At 33.4% G+C, this 18,733-nt stretch carries 16 protein-coding genes; 10 read left to right on the forward strand and 6 right to left on the reverse strand.

Annotation, left to right across the window (positions count from 1 at the left end):
* Positions 1-2 precede the first annotated feature (2 nt).
* Together KO504_RS14490 and KO504_RS14495 are read right to left on the reverse strand one after the other, a co-directional pair.
* Positions 3-353: a hypothetical protein gene (locus KO504_RS14490; RefSeq protein WP_215928000.1), complete on the reverse strand. Its 351-nt coding sequence runs from the start codon at positions 351-353 to the stop codon at positions 3-5.
* A gap of 7 nt (positions 354-360) precedes the next feature.
* A complete protein-coding gene (locus tag KO504_RS14495; RefSeq protein ID WP_215928001.1) occupies positions 361-1,335 on the reverse strand; it encodes a polyprenyl synthetase family protein in 975 nt (324 codons plus the stop codon).
* Positions 1,336-1,485: 150 nt separating this feature from the next.
* Between KO504_RS14495 and KO504_RS14500 the strand changes: the two genes are divergently transcribed.
* From KO504_RS14500 to KO504_RS14535, 8 genes are all read left to right on the forward strand, one after another.
* Complete coding sequence (locus tag KO504_RS14500; protein WP_215928002.1) at positions 1,486-2,094, forward strand: TetR/AcrR family transcriptional regulator; 609 nt, start codon at positions 1,486-1,488, stop codon at positions 2,092-2,094.
* Positions 2,091-3,416, forward strand: coding sequence for a TolC family protein (locus KO504_RS14505; protein ID WP_215928003.1), 1,326 nt, complete (start codon positions 2,091-2,093; stop codon positions 3,414-3,416). The genes KO504_RS14500 and KO504_RS14505 overlap by 4 nt, the downstream gene beginning before the upstream one ends.
* Before the next feature lie 18 nt (positions 3,417-3,434).
* Positions 3,435-4,613 carry an efflux RND transporter periplasmic adaptor subunit gene (locus KO504_RS14510; protein ID WP_215928005.1) on the forward strand — a complete coding sequence of 393 codons (1,179 nt, stop codon included), beginning with the start codon at positions 3,435-3,437 and terminating at the stop codon, positions 4,611-4,613.
* A 64-nt stretch (positions 4,614-4,677) separates the two neighbouring features.
* The gene (locus KO504_RS14515) at positions 4,678-8,211 is read left to right on the forward strand and encodes an efflux RND transporter permease subunit (RefSeq protein WP_215928007.1); all 3,534 of its coding nucleotides are present in this window, start codon (positions 4,678-4,680) and stop codon (positions 8,209-8,211) included.
* Positions 8,212-8,351: 140 nt separating this feature from the next.
* On the forward strand, positions 8,352-10,106 hold the full coding sequence (gene aspS, locus KO504_RS14520) for an aspartate--tRNA ligase (RefSeq protein WP_215928008.1): 1,755 nt from the start codon (positions 8,352-8,354) through the stop codon (positions 10,104-10,106).
* Positions 10,107-10,248: 142 nt separating this feature from the next.
* On the forward strand, positions 10,249-12,051 hold the full coding sequence (locus KO504_RS14525; RefSeq protein WP_215928010.1) for a chloride channel protein: 1,803 nt from the start codon (positions 10,249-10,251) through the stop codon (positions 12,049-12,051).
* A 32-nt stretch (positions 12,052-12,083) separates the two neighbouring features.
* The gene (locus KO504_RS14530; RefSeq protein WP_215928011.1) at positions 12,084-12,329 is read left to right on the forward strand and encodes a hypothetical protein; all 246 of its coding nucleotides are present in this window, start codon (positions 12,084-12,086) and stop codon (positions 12,327-12,329) included.
* Between the two features lie 111 nt (positions 12,330-12,440).
* Positions 12,441-12,632, forward strand: coding sequence for a cold-shock protein (locus tag KO504_RS14535; RefSeq protein ID WP_020898101.1), 192 nt, complete (start codon positions 12,441-12,443; stop codon positions 12,630-12,632).
* Between the two features lie 84 nt (positions 12,633-12,716).
* Here the strand turns inward: KO504_RS14535 and KO504_RS14540 are convergent, their stop codons facing one another.
* Both KO504_RS14540 and KO504_RS14545 read right to left on the reverse strand, forming a co-directional pair.
* Positions 12,717-13,184, reverse strand: a complete 468-nt coding sequence (locus tag KO504_RS14540; protein ID WP_215928013.1) for a hypothetical protein — start codon at positions 13,182-13,184, stop codon at positions 12,717-12,719.
* Between the two features lie 25 nt (positions 13,185-13,209).
* Positions 13,210-13,659: a nucleoside deaminase gene (locus tag KO504_RS14545; RefSeq protein WP_215928014.1), complete on the reverse strand. Its 450-nt coding sequence runs from the start codon at positions 13,657-13,659 to the stop codon at positions 13,210-13,212.
* A gap of 65 nt (positions 13,660-13,724) precedes the next feature.
* On the opposite strand from KO504_RS14545, the gene KO504_RS14550 reads away from it, so the two are divergent.
* Complete coding sequence (locus KO504_RS14550; RefSeq protein ID WP_215928016.1) at positions 13,725-15,506, forward strand: 1-deoxy-D-xylulose-5-phosphate synthase; 1,782 nt, start codon at positions 13,725-13,727, stop codon at positions 15,504-15,506.
* Here KO504_RS14550 and KO504_RS14555 read toward each other — a convergent pair.
* On the reverse strand, positions 15,480-15,650 hold the full coding sequence (locus tag KO504_RS14555; RefSeq protein WP_215928018.1) for a hypothetical protein: 171 nt from the start codon (positions 15,648-15,650) through the stop codon (positions 15,480-15,482). The genes KO504_RS14550 and KO504_RS14555 overlap by 27 nt on opposite strands.
* Positions 15,651-15,735: 85 nt before the next feature.
* Positions 15,736-17,076 carry a deoxyguanosinetriphosphate triphosphohydrolase gene (locus KO504_RS14560; RefSeq protein ID WP_215928020.1) on the reverse strand — a complete coding sequence of 447 codons (1,341 nt, stop codon included), beginning with the start codon at positions 17,074-17,076 and terminating at the stop codon, positions 15,736-15,738.
* Between the two features lie 238 nt (positions 17,077-17,314).
* On the opposite strand from KO504_RS14560, the gene KO504_RS14565 reads away from it, so the two are divergent.
* A complete protein-coding gene (locus KO504_RS14565; RefSeq protein ID WP_215928022.1) occupies positions 17,315-18,622 on the forward strand; it encodes a hypothetical protein in 1,308 nt (435 codons plus the stop codon).
* Positions 18,623-18,733: the final 111 nt, after the last annotated feature.

Here is an 18,733-nt window from a genome sequence, read left to right on the forward strand (position 1 = left end):
AATTAAGAATATTTAGCCTTATACCAAACTTTTTGCCATTCGCGTTGCAAAATCATAAAAGTAACCTCTTCAGATAATTTTAAAGTATCACTACCATCTAAAGATTTAATTTTTGCTTCGGAAACATCTACAATATATAGTAAATTGAGATAGTCTGAAAACTTAAAATTTATTAAGTTAAAAACCGTTTCTTGCAACACAAACCTTAAGCTCGTTGGCAAGGTTTCTTCGTCAAACTCTAGGTCAATATTAGCATACAACACATCTTTATTGAGCTGAACAATAAGTTTTTTGTATAGGTTTAAACCTTCGGCTTCAGATATTAAATCTTCAAAATTTGATGGTAAACTCATATATAAATTATACGCGTCTATTCATTAATTGTTCTCCAAACAACCTCAGTGATTGCTTTTTCTCTTCAGGAATCTCTAATGTTTCTAAAACTTCAAATGCTTTGCTAGTATAGTCTTTTACTGCATTTTGAGTTGCTTCTTTTGCACCAGAATTAGTAAATAATTGCTTTACTTCTTCAACCTTATTAGTGTTAGACAATTCTAAGTTTGACATAAAAGTCTTTAAATTCATTTTATCATCATCAGATCCTAACGCTATTGTTTTAAGGTATAAATAGGTCTTTTTATTTTCAATAATATCTCCACCTACCTGCTTACCAAAAGTTTCAGGATTACCAAAAGCATCCAAATAATCGTCTTGCAATTGAAATGCAATTCCCAAAAGTCGTCCAAATTCATAAATAGAATTTTGATTTTCAATAGAAGCATTAGCTACAATCGCTCCCATTTTCATGGCAGCACCAACCAATACAGCTGTTTTATATTCTATCATTTTAAGATATTCGGGAATCGTAACATCATCTCGTGTTTCAAAATCAATATCATATTGCTGTCCTTCACAAACCTCTAAAGCCGTTTTACTAAATAATTTAGCTAACGCCTGAAATGTTTGCGGATCATAATTTTCAAATAATTGATAAGCCATAATTAGCATGGCATCACCAGAAAGTATTCCTGTGTTTAAATTCCACTTTTCATGAACCGTTTGTTCTCCCCTTCGTAAAGGTGCATCATCCATAATATCATCATGTACTAATGAAAAATTATGAAAAACTTCAATAGATAAAGCTGCATCCATAGCTTTTGGCACATTTCCACCAAAAACATCAGCTGTCATTAAGGTTAAAATTGGTCGTAACCGCTTTCCTCCTAATTGAAGAATATAATTAATAGGACTGTATAAATTTTTAGGTTCTTTATTTACGATAAAACCTTCTAAATATTTTAGAAAAGGCTTTTGATAGTGTTCAATATGTTGCATAAGACAAAAATAATCTTTTAAACATATTTTAAGCTAATGTTGGCTATGTTAAAAAACCATTAAAACTTTGGAAACTTTTTTGGTTTTTAAAGTTTCCTATTGTAGCTTTGCGCAATAATAAAAAAGTTCCGTTAGCAAGGAAAATTAAAAATGAAAGAGAAAATAATATTTAAATCTACTGATTTGTTCTTAAACTTAGGGTTTAAGAGTGTTACTATGGATGATATTGCTAATGAAATGGGTATTTCTAAAAAAACCATTTACCAGCATTTTCAGAATAAAACAAAATTAGTTGAAGCCACTGCAATGTATGTTTTTGAAAATATTTCACACGGTATAGATTGTATTTGTGAGCTCAACAAAAACCCAATTGAAGAGATCTATGAGATTAAGCGTTTTGTTATGCTTCATTTAAAAGATGAAAAATCATCACCTCAGTATCAGCTTCAAAAGTATTACCCTAAAATTTATAACTCATTAAAAAAGAAGCAGTTCGAAAAAATGCTTGGCTGCGTTACTCGTAACTTAGAACGTGGCGTTACTCAGCATCTTTACAGAGATTCTATAGACATAGATTTTATAGCACGACTTTACTTTAACGGTATGATTTCTTTAAAAGATCAGGACCTTTTTCCACACGAAAACTTTTCAATGCCAATGTTAATGAACAATTATATAGAATACCATTTAAGAGGTATCTGCTCCGAAAAAGGATTAGAAACACTAACAAAATTAAACACCAATCTAAATAACCTATGAAAAAAACACTAACGCTAATAATAGGTTTTATTATTTTTCAAACAGGATTTACACAAGAGCAACCCAAAAGTCTATCATTACAAGAAGCAATTGACTATGCCTTAGAAAATAATAGATCTGCTATAAATGCTGCTCGAGATATTGAAGCAGCTAAAAAGCAAAAATGGGAAACCACAGCTACTGGCTTACCTCAAATTGATGCCAATGTTGCTTACACCAACAATATTAAGCAACAATTTGATGCTATTGATTTTGATCAAGATGGTATTGTAGATTTTGGTGCAAAGCAGTCTATGAATCCATCGATAACATTAAATCAACTTATTTTTGATGGCTCTTACCTTGTGGGCTTGCAATCGGCTAAAGTATTTTTAGAAATTTCCGAAAATGCAAAAACCAAAACAGATTTAGAAGTTAGAAAAGCCGTGATTAATGCTTACGGAAATGTATTACTAGCCAACGAAAGCGTTGAAATTTTAAAACGAAACGTAATTGTATTGGAAAAAAACCTTTACGAAACTCAAAAAATTTATGAAAATGGATTAGAAGAAGAGGAAAGCGTTGAGCAATTACAAATTACACTTTCGGGTTTAAAAAGTAATTTAAATAAAACCGAACGCCTTCAGAATATTGCCATTCAAATGCTAAATATTAATTTAGGTATTGACGTATCTAGCAATACAATTTTAACCGATACCTTAGAGTCTTTAACCGATAATAATATAAATCTCGATATTCTAAACATTGAAAACAATGTAGAAAATACTATAGATTATAAAATTGCGAATAATGACAAAATCTCTAAAGAATTACTCGTAAAACTCGAGATGAGTAAAGCACTCCCAACATTAAGTGCATATATTAATGGCGCCTATATAGCCAACAGTAACGACTTTAGTTATTTTGACAAAGAACAACGTTGGATAGGAACCTCTGCATTTGGTGTTAACCTTAACATTCCAATTTTTAGTTCGGGTAAAAGAAGCGCTTCAACACAACGGGCAAAAATAAACTTAGAAAAAGCAGAAACCGACTTAACAGAAACCGAACAACGCATTAAACTTCAAATTGCATCAGCACAAAGCGATTATCAATTTGCTATTGAAGATTATGAAAACAAAAAAGAGAATTTAGCACTAGCCGAACGTATTGAAACCAAAAACCAAACCAAATTTTTTGAAGGTATTGGTTCTAGTTTTGAACTCAGACAAGCACAAACACAGCTATATGCTGCGCAACAAGAACTCCTACAAGCTATGCTAGATGTTATAAACACAAAAGCAGCTTTAGAAACCGTTTTAAATACACCAACTCAAAATTAATCAATCATCACATTTAACATGAAAAATATATATTCAATAATAGCCATTACTTTTCTTTTTCTCTCTTGTGGAGGCGAAAAGAAAAACTCTGTAGAAACCGTCATTGAAAGTGGTAATTTAGAAACCATTAGAGCAAAAAGAGGAGAACTTGTTGGCGAACAACAAGCCATTAATGATAAAATAAAACGCTTAGATGAGAAAATTAAAGCTTTAGACACTGTAAAACATGTACCATTAATCACAACTTTTAAGGCTCAAGCCGAAGTTTTTAATCATGTTTTAGAACTTCAAGGAAACGTAACCACAAAAAATCTTTTAACCATCACACCAGAATACAATGGTATTTTAACACATGTTTACGTAAAGGAAGGTCAAAATGTAACTAAAGGGCAAATTTTAGCCAAAATAGACGATGGTGGATTAAGCCAACAATTAGCACAATTAAAAATTCAATCCGATTTAGCAAAAACGACTTACGAACGTCAAAAACGTCTTTGGGAACAAAATATAGGTAGTGAAATTCAGTTTTTACAATCAAAATCTACTTACGAATCGCAACAAGAAGCCGTAAATCAATTAAAACAACAAATTGCTAAAACAAATGTTAAAGCACCTTTTTCTGGTACCATTGATGATATCATTACAGAACAAGGAAGCGTAGTTGGAGCAGGGCAAACCCCATTAATGCGAATTGTTAATTTAGACAATATGTACATTGAAACCGAAGTCCCAGAACGTTATGTTTCTGATGTTACAAAAGGCAAAAGTGTTTCTGTAAACATTCCGGTTTTAGGCAAAACAATAGAAACCAAAATTCGTCAAGCCGGAGACTTCATAAATCCTGCAAACCGAACCTTTAAGATTGAAGTTGAAATACCAAATAATGACAAATCTATAAAGCCTAATTTATCTGCACGATTAAAAATTAACGATTATACAAACGAAAATGCCTTATTAATTCCACAAAGTGTTGTTTCTGAAAATTCAGAAGGAGAACAATACGTTTATATCGTATCTAACAAAGATTCTAAAGGAATTGGTACTGCACAACGAATAATTATTGAGACAGGAAAAACACAAGATGACGTTATTGAAGTTTTAAAAGGTCTAGAACCTGGAGCTGAAATTATTAAAGAAGGAGCAAGAAGTGTTAGAGATACGCAATCTGTAAAAGTCCTTGAAATAGACGAAAAATAATGGAAGGCTTCTATTCTTATAAAGTAATTAAACACTAATTCTATAGTCTAAAAAACAAACTTAAATGACTAATAATAAAAAAAACACAGAAAAAGAATTTGCGTGGTCGTCGTGGGCAATTAATAATAAAACCACGATGTACGTGCTTATTGCTGTCTTTTTCTATTTGGGAATTTCGGCTTTCTTCGATATGCCAAGAGAATCGTTTCCAGAGGTAAACGAGACTAAAATTTATGTCAGCACAATTTACCCAGGAAACACCGCTGAAGACATTGAAAAGTTAATAACCGACCCTGTAGAAGACCGACTAAAAACCGTGAGTAATCTTGTAGAAATCACGTCGACATCTCAAGAAGATTATTCTATGGTTATCATAGAGTTTGATGAAAATATCACAGTAGAACAGGCCAAACAGAAGGTTAAAGACGAAATTGATTCTGAAACCGCTAGTGAAGATTGGCCAACATTTAACGGAGCAAAAGTAGAACCAGATGTTTTTGAATTGAGTCTTTCTGAAGAAATGCCAATTCTAAATATTAATATTTCTGGTGATTATCCAATTGAAAAATTAAAGGATTATGCCGAATATCTTCAAGATGAAATTGAAGATTTACAAGAAATTAAAAAAGCAGATATTCGTGGAGCTCAGGATAAAGAAGTAGAAGTTGCCGTTGACATTTATAAAATGATGGCAGCCAAAGTTACTTTTAATGATATCCTTGGCGCTATTGGAAATGGAAACATAACACAATCTGCCGGAAATTTAAAAGCAAGTGGACAAAGACGTACCATAAGAATTATAGGTGAAATTGAATCTCCTTCAGAGCTGAATGATTTTGTAGTTAAATCTGAAAATGGAAATTCTATTTATTTAAAAGATGTAGCAACCGTTTCTTTTCACGAAGAAGACAAAACCACTTATGCTAGAAAATCTGGAAAACCTGTTGTAATGCTAGACGTTAAAAAGCGTGCTGGTAAAAACATGGTTGCTGCAGCAGAACAAATTCAAGTTATTGTACAAGATGCTATTGATAACGAATTCCCTCAAGACGTAGAAGTCACCATTACCAATGATCAATCTTCTGTAACAATTGGTCAAGTAGATGATTTAGTAAACAACATCATCTTTGGTGTTATCTTGGTCGTTACTGTATTAATGTTCTTTTTAGGGTTTAAAAATGCCTTATTTGTTGGTTTTGCTATACCAATGTCTATGTTTATGTCATTAATGATATTAGGCATGATTGGCTATAGTTTAAACACAATGGTGCTTTTTGGACTTATTATGGGATTAGGAATGTTAGTAGACAACGGAATTGTAGTTGTAGAAAACGTTTACCGTTTAATGGAAGACGAAGGCATGAGTCGTATTGAGGCTGCAAAAAAAGGTATTGGTGAAATTGCATTTCCTATTATTATTTCAACAGCAACAACCGTAGCCGCTTTTGTTCCCTTAGGTCTATGGCCTGGTATTATGGGAGAATTTATGAAAATTCTACCAATAACCCTTTCTATTGTTTTAGGCTCATCTTTATTTGTGGCTATCTTCTTTAATTCGGTATTAGTATCGCGTTACATGACCACTGAAGACAAGGACATGCCTTTAAATCAAATCATTAAAACCACAATTATAGTTGCCGTTATTGGAATTATAATTTTAGTTTTCGGTGGTACATATCGTGGTTTAGGAACTATTATGGTATTCACAGCGATTATGCTTTGGGCATACCGTTTTTTCATCAGAAGATGGGCAAATAGCTTTCAAACTAAAGCATTAGTAAGACTTGAAAATTGGTACGAGCGTCGTTTACGAAGTGCATTATCTAAAAAACAACCTTATATTTTAAGTATTGGAACCTTCCTATTATTGATTGCGGCATTTATAGCCTTTGGAATTTCATTGTCTACACAACGTACTAAAGTTGAATTTTTTCCAGATAACAAACCCAATCAGATTATTGTCTACATAGAATATCCACAAGGAACAGCCATTGAAAAAACCAATGCTATAACGGCACAGATTGAACAACGTGTTTATGAGGTTATTAATGCTGACCGGTTTATGGAAAACGGAAGAAACTTCTTAGTAGAAAGCGCTGTTTCTCAAGTAGGTGAAGGTGCAGGAAATCCTCAAACCGATATGGGTTCTGGTGCAGAAATGCCACATAAAGCTAAGATAACAGCTTCTATGCGTGAGTACAAATTCCGTCGTGGAGAAGACAGTGAGCTCTTACGTCAAAAAGTACAAGAAGCCTTAGTTGGTATTTATCCAGGGGTTTTAATTTCTGTAGAGAAAAATGCAGATGGACCACCTGCTGGTTCGCCTATTAACATTGAAATCATAGGTAATGATTATAATGAATTAATTGCAACAGCAGAACAAATGCGTGCTTTTGTTAATTCTAAAAACATTGCTGGAATTGACGAACTCAAAATCGATGTTAACAAGGACAAACCAACGATGCAAGTTGAAATTGACCGTAAAAAAGCCGGAGAATTAGGTGTTTCTGCCAAACAAATTGGAGACCAATTGCGTAATTCTATATTTGGTTCTAAAGCAGGAATATATAAAGAAGATGGTGATGATTTTGACATTTATGTGCGCTTTAATGAAAATACACGTTATGATAAAAGTGCGCTTTTTAATCAGAATATAACCTTTAGAGATAACACAGGTCAGATTAAAGAAATTCCTTTATCAACAGTTGCGAAACAAAAAAACAACTCTGGATTTAGTGCTATAAAACATAAAGCAACTAAGCGAGTCGTTACCGTTTATTCTGCTTTATCACCTGGCTATACAGATGCACAGGCCATTGTAACCCAAATTCAAAATGAAATGAAAAGTTACAAGGGGTTATCAGAAGATATTCATATTGATTATACAGGTCAAATTGAAGAGCAGAACAAACAAATGGCGTTTTTAATGGGAGCATTTTTTACTGGACTTGGATTAATTTTCTTCATCTTAATATTTCAATTCAACTCTATCTCTAAACCAACCATTATTATGATTGCCATTTTCTTGAGTTTTATTGGTGTATTTGGTGGTATTGTACTTTCAGGAAGTGCTTTTGTGATTATGATGACGATGGTTGGGATAATTTCTTTAGCCGGAATTGTAGTAAATAACGGGGTGGTACTCTTAGATTATGCACAACTTTTAATAGATCGAAAGAAAAATCAACTCAATTTAAATGAAGATCAATACCTAACTAACGAAGACCTTTTTGAAAGTATCGTTACCGCAGGAAAAGCACGTTTAAGACCTGTTTTATTAACTGCAATCACAACTATTCTAGGGTTAATTCCGTTAGCAATTGGGCTAAACATTAACTTCTTTACACTGTTTGCAGATTTTAATCCAAACATTTATATGGGAGGAGACAACGTCGTATTTTGGGGACCATTAGCTTGGACCGTTATCTACGGCCTGTTAATAGCAACATTCTTAACATTAATTGTAGTTCCAATTCTGTTTTATTTAAGTGTTAAACTAAAAATGTGGATGAACAAATCTAAAGTGGCTTCAACAAACGAAGTTATACCTCAGGAAACATTTAATATGAATAAGAGATTAGATAAAAATAACATTTAAAACACAATGTTAATAAATGAACCAAAAGAGAGCCTTAACAATTGTTGAGGCTTTTTTATTTGTTTATACCTTAAGTTGATTAAATTTGCAACCGCATTCATCAAAGCATTAGCAACGATGAATAAAATTAAAATTTCAATATGTACAGAAGTCACAATTGTGGTGAATTAAGAGCATCACACAGCAATACAGAAGTAACACTTTCTGGTTGGGTTCAAGGAATTAGAGACAAAGGATTTATGATTTACCTAGATCTTAGAGATCGCTATGGTATAACGCAACTTTACTTTGATGAAGAGCGTACTTCTAAAGACTTAATGGAAAAAGCGTCTAAGCTAGGTCGCGAATACGTTATTCAAGTTAAAGGTACAGTAGTTGAACGTGCGTCTAAAAACCCAAACATTCCAACTGGGGATATTGAATTATTAGTTTCAGAATTAACTATTTTAAATACGTCTTTAGTACCACCTTTTACCATTGAAGATAAAACCGACGGTGGAGATGATGTACGTATGAAATATCGCTATATAGATATTCGTCGTAATCCCGTAAAAAACAGTTTAATCCTAAGACATAAAGTTGCGCAAGCGGTTAGAAATTATTTATCTAATGAAGATTTTATTGAAGTAGAAACCCCTTATTTAATAAAATCAACACCAGAAGGTGCACGTGATTTTGTGGTACCATCTCGTATGAATGAAGGCCAATTTTACGCATTACCACAATCTCCTCAAACCTTCAAACAATTATTGATGGTTGGTGGCATGGATAAATACTTTCAGATTGTAAAATGTTTTAGAGACGAAGATTTACGTGCAGACAGACAGCCAGAATTTACACAAATAGATTGTGAAATGGCATTTGTAGAACAAGAAGATATTTTAAATACGTTTGAAGGTTTAACACGTCATTTATTAAAAGAAATTAATGGTGTTGAAGTAGAAAAATTCCCAAGAATACTTTATGATGATGCCATGCGATTGTACGGAAACGACAAACCAGACATTAGATTTGGAATGGAGTTTGGCGAATTAAACGATGTTACACAACATAAAGACTTTGGTGTATTTAATTCTGCAGAGCTAGTGGTTGGTATTGCTGTTCCTGGTGGTAATAAATTCACGAGAAAAGAAATTGATAACTTAATTAAATGGGTAAAGCGCCCACAAGTTGGTGCTTTAGGCATGATTTATTCGCGTTGTAATGATGACGGTTCATTTAAATCTTCAGTAGACAAATTTTACGACCAAGAAGATTTAGCTAAATGGGCAGAAATTACAGGCGCAAAAGCAGGTGATTTAGTATGTGTATTGTCTGGCGATAAAAATAAAGTAAGAGCACAATTAAGTGCTTTACGTATGGAGTTAGCAACACAATTAGGTCTTAGAAAACCTAATGAATTTGCTCCTCTTTGGGTTATGGATTTTCCATTGCTAGAATGGGACGAAGACACCGAACGATACCACGCTATGCACCACCCTTTTACATCTCCAAAACCAGGTCAATTAGAATTACTAGACACTAATCCAGGCGAAGTAAAAGCCAATGCTTATGATTTAGTCTTAAACGGAAATGAAATTGGCGGAGGCTCTATAAGAATCCATGACAAAGCAACACAAGCCATAATGCTAAAACATTTAGGTTTTTCTGAAGAAGAAGCAAGAGCTCAATTTGGTTTCCTTATGGATGCTTTTGAATATGGTGCACCACCACACGGAGGTATTGCTTTTGGATTGGATAGATTAGTAGCTATTTTAGGAGGCCAAGAAACAATTAGAGACTTTATTGCTTTTCCTAAAAATAATTCAGGACGCGATGTTATGATTGATGCTCCAGCATCAATTGATGATGAACAACTAAAGGAACTGAGTTTAAAATTGAATTTGAAACAATAAATACTCCCTTTAGGAATTGCTTCCTCAAAATTGTATATTTGGTATAAGAGTGTAGTAAGCTCAATAAAATAAATAGGTTAAACCTGTAGGTTGATTACTGAGCTTTGTCGAAGTACAACCTACAGTTTTTTTTTGAAATAAGATGCCAACGAAATCTTTCATAAAACAATTTCTATTATTACGATACAAATATATATCGCAAAAGAACTTTGTTTACCTGTTAAGTGTTCTTGTTGGATTGCTTACAGGTGTTGCAGCTGTAACTTTAAAAAACATCACTTTCACCATTCAAAAAGGATTAGAGAAAGGTATTATTTTTTCTCAAAATCAGCTCTATTTTATACTCCCTGTTATTGGTTTATTCTTGGTATACCTCATAGCTAAATATCTATTTAAAAAAGGAATGACACCATCAATTCCACCTTTTATAAAGCGAGCTATTCCATCATTACTTTATTCTTTATTGAGACAAAAAGGACTACTATCTTATAAACTTATTTACCATCCCTTAATAATGGCACCTTTAACAGTAGGTTTTGGTGGTTCTGTTGGGTTATTAGGACCTGCTATAACCTCTGGTTCTGCTTTAAGCTCTAATTTAAGTCGGATTTTACACGTTGATAAAAAAACAAGAACATTACTCATTGCTTGTGCAACCGCTGCTGCTGTAGCATCTATGTTTAAATCTCCAATTGCAGCAATTGTATTAGCTGTTGAAATTTTTAGTTTAGATCTTACATTTGCGGCACTACTACCCTTGTTAATTGCTTCTATATCTTCTGTTTTAACCTCTTATTTCTTTTTAGGAGATGAGTTACTTTTTAACTTTAATGTTACGGAAAAATTCAACCCAAAAGACACTCCACTCTATATGTTACTGGGTTTAGGAACAGGGATAGCATCCATATATTTCACCAAAATATATTTTGCTGTTTATGCCTTTTTCGACCGCTTTAAATCACGCTTTACAAAACTTTTAGTTGGTGGTGTTGCTATTGGTATTATGCTTTATTTTATCCCTCCACTTTATGGGGAAGGCTTAAGTTTTACTAAAGACTTATTTGAAGGTAATTATCTACACGCCTTAGGCGATAATCCTTTTGACAAATACGTTGACAATATTTGGGTTGTTATTGTATTACTCATTGGTTTTACCATATTTAAAGCGATAGCCATGACTACCACATTTGCCGCAGGAGGTGTTGGAGGAGTTATTGTACCAACGATGGTTATGGGAAGTGCTTTAGGTAATGTTGTTGCCAAAATCATTAATAATATTGGACTTGGACATCAGGTATCTGAAGCTAATTTTACACTCATTGGAATGGCCGGACTAATTGCCGGAGTGATTCATGCTCCATTAACCGCTATATTTTTAATAGCCGAAATTACTGGTGGTTATATTTTATTTTTACCGCTAATGATCACAGTCGCAATTTCATATATGATTACAAAAAATTATATGGAACATACAATTTACACGCGCGAATTGGCAGAACGTGGAGATTTATTAACACATGATAAAGACCAAAGTGTTCTTACAATGATGCAGTTAGATAGTGTTATAGAAAAAGATTTTATTGCATTAAACCCAGAAATGACCTTAGGAGAAATGCTTCATAAAGGCGTCTCTAAATCCAGTCGGAATTTATTTCCTGTAGTCGATAGTTATAAGCGTTTAGTAGGAATAATTCTATTAGATGATATTAGAACTGTAATGTTTGATCAGTCGTTATACGATTCTACTTCGGTAGAAACTTTTATGCACAACCCGCCAAATTATATCGATTACGAAAAAGATACAATGAAAGCTGTGATGAAAAAATTTCAAGATAGCGGAGCTTGGAATTTACCTGTAATAAAAGAAGGCTGTTATTACGGTTTTGTATCAAAATCAAAATTACTAACCGCTTATCGTAACGAATTAATTAACTTTACATCTTAAGTCTATATAGACAATTGAATAAAAATTTTTGAATGAAACCTATAAAAATCATCACCTTTATTGCACTTGTTTCCTCAATAACTAGTATTGCTTGTGGTTTTTTATTAGATGTGCCTTACCATCAAAAACTAATTGGCTTTGGAGTTGTAGGTTTATTCTTCGTTGTTTTTCCATTGTTCTCCTATTATAGGTGGAAAGATAAAGATGTTAAAGACTATATGCTTTCTAAGGAAAATCTTGACAAGATGCGAGAAAATCAGCGTGATTCTAGAACGTGATTTATTAAATTCTGTTTCTATTATCGTGATATAAAACAAAATAAAACGATTTATTAACAGTGGACTTTATTTTTATATTATCTTTGTACTTTAATTTTTATTTATATTATAATGACTGGAACAGTTAAATTTTTTAATGATTCAAAAGGATTTGGATTCATTACCAACGAAGAAACAGGAAAAGACATCTTCGTACATGTATCAAACCTTAATGGCGTAGAATTACGCGAAGGTGACACAGTAGAGTACGACGAAGAAGAAGGAAGAAAAGGATTAGTAGCTGCAAATGTGCAAGTACTATAAGTAATATATCTTACAAGTTTCAACGCTCAACCAATGGTTGAGCGTTTTTTTTTGCTCTATTACGAACTCAAAGACGTCATACAACTATTTAAAAACTATAGGCAAATCTGTTTTAGCAATCTTAGTAATATAAAAAGGTTGCGTCATTACACTCGTTGCATTTCCCGTAGGACTATTGTACATCACTTTAACAATAATCTTTTCAGACGTATTTGTCACAGCCAATTCTATACTATTACCACCACTTCCTTTTACAGTATTGAACACTGCAATAACTGTATATTTTGAAAAATCAACTTTAGTTTCAGAAAAACCATCAGAGACATTATTAACCTTATTCATCTGATGCATCAGATCCTCCCAATCACTTTGGTTTTCTATAATCATATTCTGCTTTGTTAACCCCTCTTTACCAGCACCATAAAGATTGCCCTTTGCAATTAAAACAGATTCTACAGTGGTCATTTTTGCATTATTTACAGCTGTTTTATGGCATTTACAACTTACAACACATATTAAAGCTAGTATTATTAGTAATGGATGTTTTTTCATGATAACTATACTGTTTTGTTTAAAATTAATTTAAGTTACGCTTTTCAATAAAAAAACGTTTCATTAAAGCAGAAGCTTCTTCTGCTAAAATTCCGCTCACAACTTCTGTTTTAGGATGTAATGTCGTTCCCAATGTTTTAAAGCCTCTTTGTACATCTGAAGCTCCATAAACGATCTTAGAAATTTGACTCCAATACAGCGCACCCGCACACATTTGACAAGGCTCTAAAGTCACATATAAGGTACATTTATTTAAATATTTTCCACCTAAAAAATTAGCAGCAGATGTTATAGCCTGCATTTCGGCATGTGCTGTTACATCGTTTAATAATTCTGTAAGGTTATGTGTTCTTGCAATAATTCTATTTTCTACTACAATAACCGCTCCAACCGGAATTTCGCCTTTTTCAAAAGCAGCCTCAGCTTCCTGAAGGGCACGTCTCATAAAATAAGTGTCGTCAAATGGGTCTGTCATAGTTGTAAAAATACGATTCTAATTGCATAAAAAAATACATTTGCTTATAGTACATTTGTAATTGAATGAAAAACCTCTTAAAACATATTAATCTTCCTAAAGATTTACGCCAACTTGCGCCCGAAGACTTACCTCAACTTGCTAAAGAGTTACGACGCTTTATTATTAACATCGTCGCTACAAAAGAAGGTCATTTAGGAGCTAGTCTTGGCGTGGTGGAATTGACTATTGCGTTGCATTACGTCTTTAATACTCCAAAAGATGAATTAATTTGGGATGTTGGCCACCAAGCTTATGGTCACAAAATCTTAACCGGAAGAAAAGACATTTTTGATACCAACAGGCAACTCAATGGTATAAGCGGTTTTCCAAAGCGTAGTGAAAGTGAATATGATGCTTTTGGTGTTGGACATTCATCAACCTCAATTTCGGCAGCTTTAGGAATGGCAATTGCTTCACAACTAAAAGGCGAAAACAAACACCATATTGCTGTCATTGGCGATGCTTCTATTGCTAGTGGAATGGCTTTTGAAGGTTTAAACCACGCCGGAGTTACAGATGCTAATTTACTCGTTATCTTAAATGATAATGCCATTGGTATAGACCCAAGCGTTGGTGCCCTAAAACAATATTTGACTAACGTAAAAAAAGGAACTGAAAAGCAAGACAATATTTTTGAAGCCTTAAACTTTAATTACTCCGGACCTATTGATGGTCATGATTTACCCTTACTCCTTTCAGAATTAAAACGACTAAAAACCGTAAAAGGACCTAAGTTTTTGCATATTATTACCACAAAAGGAAAAGGCTTAAAACAAGCAGAATTAGACCAAGTAAAATACCACGCACCAGGAAAATTTGATGCAAAAACAGGTGAACTGCCAGTAAAATCAGACTTAAAGCAACCTCCAAAATACCAAGATGTTTTTGGTGAAACTATTGTAGAGTTGGCTTTAAAAAATGATAAAATAGTAGGTATTACTCCTGCTATGCCAACAGGAAGCTCCTTAAAATATATGATGGAAACCATTCCTAATAGAGCTTTCGATGTAGGTATTGCAGAGCAACATGCTGTTACACTTGCTGCAGGAATGGCAACACAAGGCCTTATTCCATTTTGTAATATTTATTCTACATTTTTACAACGCGCCTACGATCAAATCATTCACGATGTGGCATTACAAAACTTACCTGTAATCTTCTGTTTAGACAGAGCTGGTTTGGTTGGTGAAGATGGAGCTACACATCACGGTGTTTTTGATTTGGCGTATTTAAGTTGCATTCCTAATTTGGTGATTTTTGCACCAAAAGATGCTATTGCACTCAGAAATATAATGTACACCGTTCAATTAGGTATTGATTTTCCTATTGCGATTCGTTATCCACGCGGAAGAGGTCATCTTTTAGATTGGAAAAAACCTTTTGAAATCGTAGACATAGGAAAAGGCAAATGCCTTAAAGAAGGCCTTAAAATTGCCATACTTACTATTGGTACAACAGCAAAAACTATTGACGATGTAATTCTGTCTATCAATCAGAAAGATGCTATTGGACATTATGATATGCAATTTGTAAAACCTTTGGATGAAAATTTACTGCACCGTATATTTAAAAAATACGATGCCATTATTACCATAGAAGATGGTACTGTTGTTGGTGGTTTTGGCAGTATGATTTTAAATTTTGCTAATACTAATAATTATAAACAAACCATTACTATTCTAGGTATTGAAGATCAGTTTATAGAACATGGCACTACAGACCAATTAAAAGCAATGCAAAAATTGGATGCCTCATCACTACAAAAGAGAATTGAAGACTTACTCTTCGCTCTCAACAATTGCTAAATCTGTATTATTTTCAACTTGTTCTACCTCAACAGTATCTTGTATTGATAACTGTTCTTGTGGATTTGAAATGTCGTCCAGCATTAATAAGCATGTTACTACAACCATGAAGATAACTAAGCCACCGAGTATATTATTTTTCATAAGTAGATGTTTTTTTGAGGGCTGATTATAAGGTAAATAAAAAACAAATACCGTTAAAAAACAAATTTATTCGATGAAATGCACGTTATAAAATATTACCTTTCAACTTCTGATGTAGCAACATAGCATTTGTATCTGATAATTTTGAAATGTATAAGCATACAGAAAGTAGGTTTTGATAAAGTGCATCACTCTTCAATTTAACCGTTTCTGGCAATATATTATACAATAAATTATCGTAGTTGGACATATGACCTTTATAATAATTAAAAGCCATTTCACCATAAGCATTGAGTAATTGATTTAGAATTTCGTAACCCGCAATTTCCTTATTTAATACATCTTTAGAGCGGTAAACATTCTTAACACTTATATCAATAATATCTTTTATCTGCGCTTTATACTGACTTACCTCCAACAAAGCCGTTTCAAATTTACCAGCTAAAATAGCTTCTTCATGCTCCATAAATAGAGACGCGGCTTCATTTATTAATCGTCCTATCGCTAAGGCTCGTAAATAACTCACACGATCTTCAGTGGTTTTTAAGGCGTGATAATTTTCGGTTTTAATACTGCCTCTTACCAAATTAATTAAATATTCTAAAGCATATTCTTCTTCAATCAATCCAAGGTTAATACCATCTTCAAAATCAATTATAGTATAACAAATATCATCTGCTGCCTCCACTAAAAATGCTAATGGATGTCTTTGAAAACTCAAATAATCATTACCTCTTTTGGATAAACCTAACTCTGATGCTACATCTATAAACATCTCTTTTTCACTCTGAAAAAAACCATATTTTTTATCTACTATATGATTGGTTGGTTTTTTAGGTAAAGATTCTTTAGGGTATTTCATAAATGCTCCTAAGGTTGCATAACTTAATCTTAATCCTCCTGCTCTACCTTCTCTACTTTCGGTTAAGATTTTAAAACCATTGGCATTACCTTCAAAATCACATAAATCTTGATATTCTTTTTCTGTTAAGAGTTCTTTAAATTTGGAACCCTTACCATTTTTAAAATAAGCTCCAATAGCTTTTTCTCCAGAATGACCAAATGGTGGGTTACCAATATCGTGAGCTAAAGCGGCTGCAGCTACTATGGCACCAAAATCATTTATTGTATAACCATGTACACTCTCTAAATGTGGATGTTTTTTTAATAGTAATTGACCAACTTTTCGCCCTAAAGATCTACCAACAACACTCACTTCTAAACTATGTGTTAAGCGCGTGTGTACAAAGTCGGTTTTAGACAAAGGTATAACCTGTGTTTTATCTTGAAGACCTCTAAACTCGGATGAAAATATAATACGGTCATAATCAACCTCAAAACCCAAACGCGTTTCATCTTGCTCTTTTCTCAATCTTTTATTAGTGTCTCCAAAACGCTTTAAGGAGAGTAGTTGTTCCCAATTCATAGTAATAGTGTTATAAGATGCAAGATATATAAAATGAGAAACAATTGATTAAATAAAACTTAGTTAGACACTAGAAATTTCAATGTTACCTAATTGTTTCCTAAATATAAATTCACATAATACTAAGCTAACAGTAAACTAACCTTTTCATTACAAACCTTTAATTTTCACATAACTTCTAAATAAGCATATGATAGTTTCTTTGCAGCACAATATTAAATCAAGAAAAAAAACAAAAATGAAAACAATTAAAAACTTATTCTTTTTACTTACATTTTCACTTATCGCATTTAACTGTAGTAGTGATGATGACAATGGTGGTGGTAGTGACGATGGTGTAACACCAACTGCTAGTTTCTCTGACGATGCAGATGCTTGGTCTTCTGCAGTTGCACAAGGTGCACAAACTACAGGTGCTGATTTAAATGTATTTGGATGGACGTACACAGCGAGCCAAATGGCAGCTGCTATTGATGGTTTATCTTACGACAACCCAACTTGGACTGTTGATAGCCCACAAGCAGACGAAACACATTCTGGTTTTATTACAGCTGATGAAACTTGGACAAATGACAGATTTCATATTTTAGATGGTAAAGTTTATGTTCAAGAAGGTGTAACATTAACTATTGAGCCTGGTACAATTATTAAAGGTGCTGAATCTACAGGATCTAACGCATCTGCTTTAATTGTTGCTCAAGGTGGTATGATTAATGCTAACGGAACAGCTAGTGCGCCAATTATCTTTACTGCAGCAAGTGATAATATTGCTTTAGGAACTAACGCAGGAACAAACCTTTCTATCGATGATAGAGCTTTATGGGGTGGTGTTTTAGTTTTAGGTAAAGCACAAGGTTCTTTTTCTGGTGATGCAGTATCAATACAAATAGAAGGTTTACCTGCAACTGAGCCAGGTTCTTACGGTGGAACAAATGATGCTGATAACTCTGGTGTATTAAACTACATCTCTATTAGACATGGTGGTGCTGTAATCGGATCAGATAACGAAATCAACGGTTTAACACTTGGTGGTGTTGGTAGTGGTACTACAATTTCTAACATTGAAGTTGTTGCTAACTTAGATGATGGTATCGAATGGTTTGCAGGTGCTGTTAACGTATCTAACCCAATCGTTTGGGGTTGTGCTGATGATTTATTAGACATAGATGAAGCGTTCTCTGGAACTATTAGTAATGCCCTTACAATTTCTACAAACGTAACAGATCACGCTATGGAAATTGATGGACCTGCTGGTTCTTTCCAAGCTGGATTTACAATTGACGGTTTAACAATGATTGGTGATACTTCTGCTACAATTGATGGTGTAAGTGGAAACAGAGAATATTCTGATTTAAGAGATGGTGCTTTAGCTACAATCAACAATGTATATGCATACGGATTCAGAGCTGGTTCTGATGTAGAATTAGATGACGCTACTTCTGCTACAAATTATGCTGCTGATAACATCAGTTTTTCTAACTGGCAAGTTGTTTACCCTTCTGGAGATGACAACTCAGTAATGTGGAATGATACAACAGTTGAGTAATCTATTAAGAAATATAATTTTATTTGAATACACACTAGGTGTACTATTAAAATAATTTCAAACTCATCTCTGGCAAAGAGATGAGTTTTTTCTATACTTTAAAATATTAAG

Origin of the sequence: Winogradskyella psychrotolerans, assembly GCF_018860565.1 — a bacterium.
Taxonomy (GTDB): domain Bacteria; phylum Bacteroidota; class Bacteroidia; order Flavobacteriales; family Flavobacteriaceae; genus Winogradskyella; species Winogradskyella damuponensis.

Bases quoted from the DNA above. Each gene is read 5' to 3' on its own strand.
- KO504_RS14515 (WP_215928007.1), top strand. From the start codon at position 4,678: ATGACTAATAATAAAAAAAACACAGAAAAAGAATTTGCGTGGTCGTCG.
- KO504_RS14510 (WP_215928005.1), top strand. From the start codon at position 3,435: ATGAAAAATATATATTCAATAATAGCCATTACTTTTCTTTTTCTCTCT.
- KO504_RS14495 (WP_215928001.1), bottom strand. From the start codon at position 1,335: ATGCAACATATTGAACACTATCAAAAGCCTTTTCTAAAATATTTAGAA.
- aspS (WP_215928008.1), top strand. From the start codon at position 8,352: ATGTACAGAAGTCACAATTGTGGTGAATTAAGAGCATCACACAGCAAT.
- KO504_RS14555 (WP_215928018.1), bottom strand. From the start codon at position 15,650: ATGAAAAATAATATACTCGGTGGCTTAGTTATCTTCATGGTTGTAGTA.
- KO504_RS14525 (WP_215928010.1), top strand. From the start codon at position 10,249: ATGCCAACGAAATCTTTCATAAAACAATTTCTATTATTACGATACAAA.
- KO504_RS14505 (WP_215928003.1), top strand. From the start codon at position 2,091: ATGAAAAAAACACTAACGCTAATAATAGGTTTTATTATTTTTCAAACA.
- KO504_RS14545 (WP_215928014.1), bottom strand. From the start codon at position 13,659: ATGACAGACCCATTTGACGACACTTATTTTATGAGACGTGCCCTTCAG.
- KO504_RS14565 (WP_215928022.1), top strand. From the start codon at position 17,315: ATGAAAACAATTAAAAACTTATTCTTTTTACTTACATTTTCACTTATC.
- KO504_RS14540 (WP_215928013.1), bottom strand. From the start codon at position 13,184: ATGAAAAAACATCCATTACTAATAATACTAGCTTTAATATGTGTTGTA.
- KO504_RS14550 (WP_215928016.1), top strand. From the start codon at position 13,725: ATGAAAAACCTCTTAAAACATATTAATCTTCCTAAAGATTTACGCCAA.
- KO504_RS14535 (WP_020898101.1), top strand. From the start codon at position 12,441: ATGACTGGAACAGTTAAATTTTTTAATGATTCAAAAGGATTTGGATTC.
- KO504_RS14490 (WP_215928000.1), bottom strand. From the start codon at position 353: ATGAGTTTACCATCAAATTTTGAAGATTTAATATCTGAAGCCGAAGGT.
- KO504_RS14530 (WP_215928011.1), top strand. From the start codon at position 12,084: ATGAAACCTATAAAAATCATCACCTTTATTGCACTTGTTTCCTCAATA.
- KO504_RS14560 (WP_215928020.1), bottom strand. From the start codon at position 17,076: ATGAATTGGGAACAACTACTCTCCTTAAAGCGTTTTGGAGACACTAAT.
- KO504_RS14500 (WP_215928002.1), top strand. From the start codon at position 1,486: ATGAAAGAGAAAATAATATTTAAATCTACTGATTTGTTCTTAAACTTA.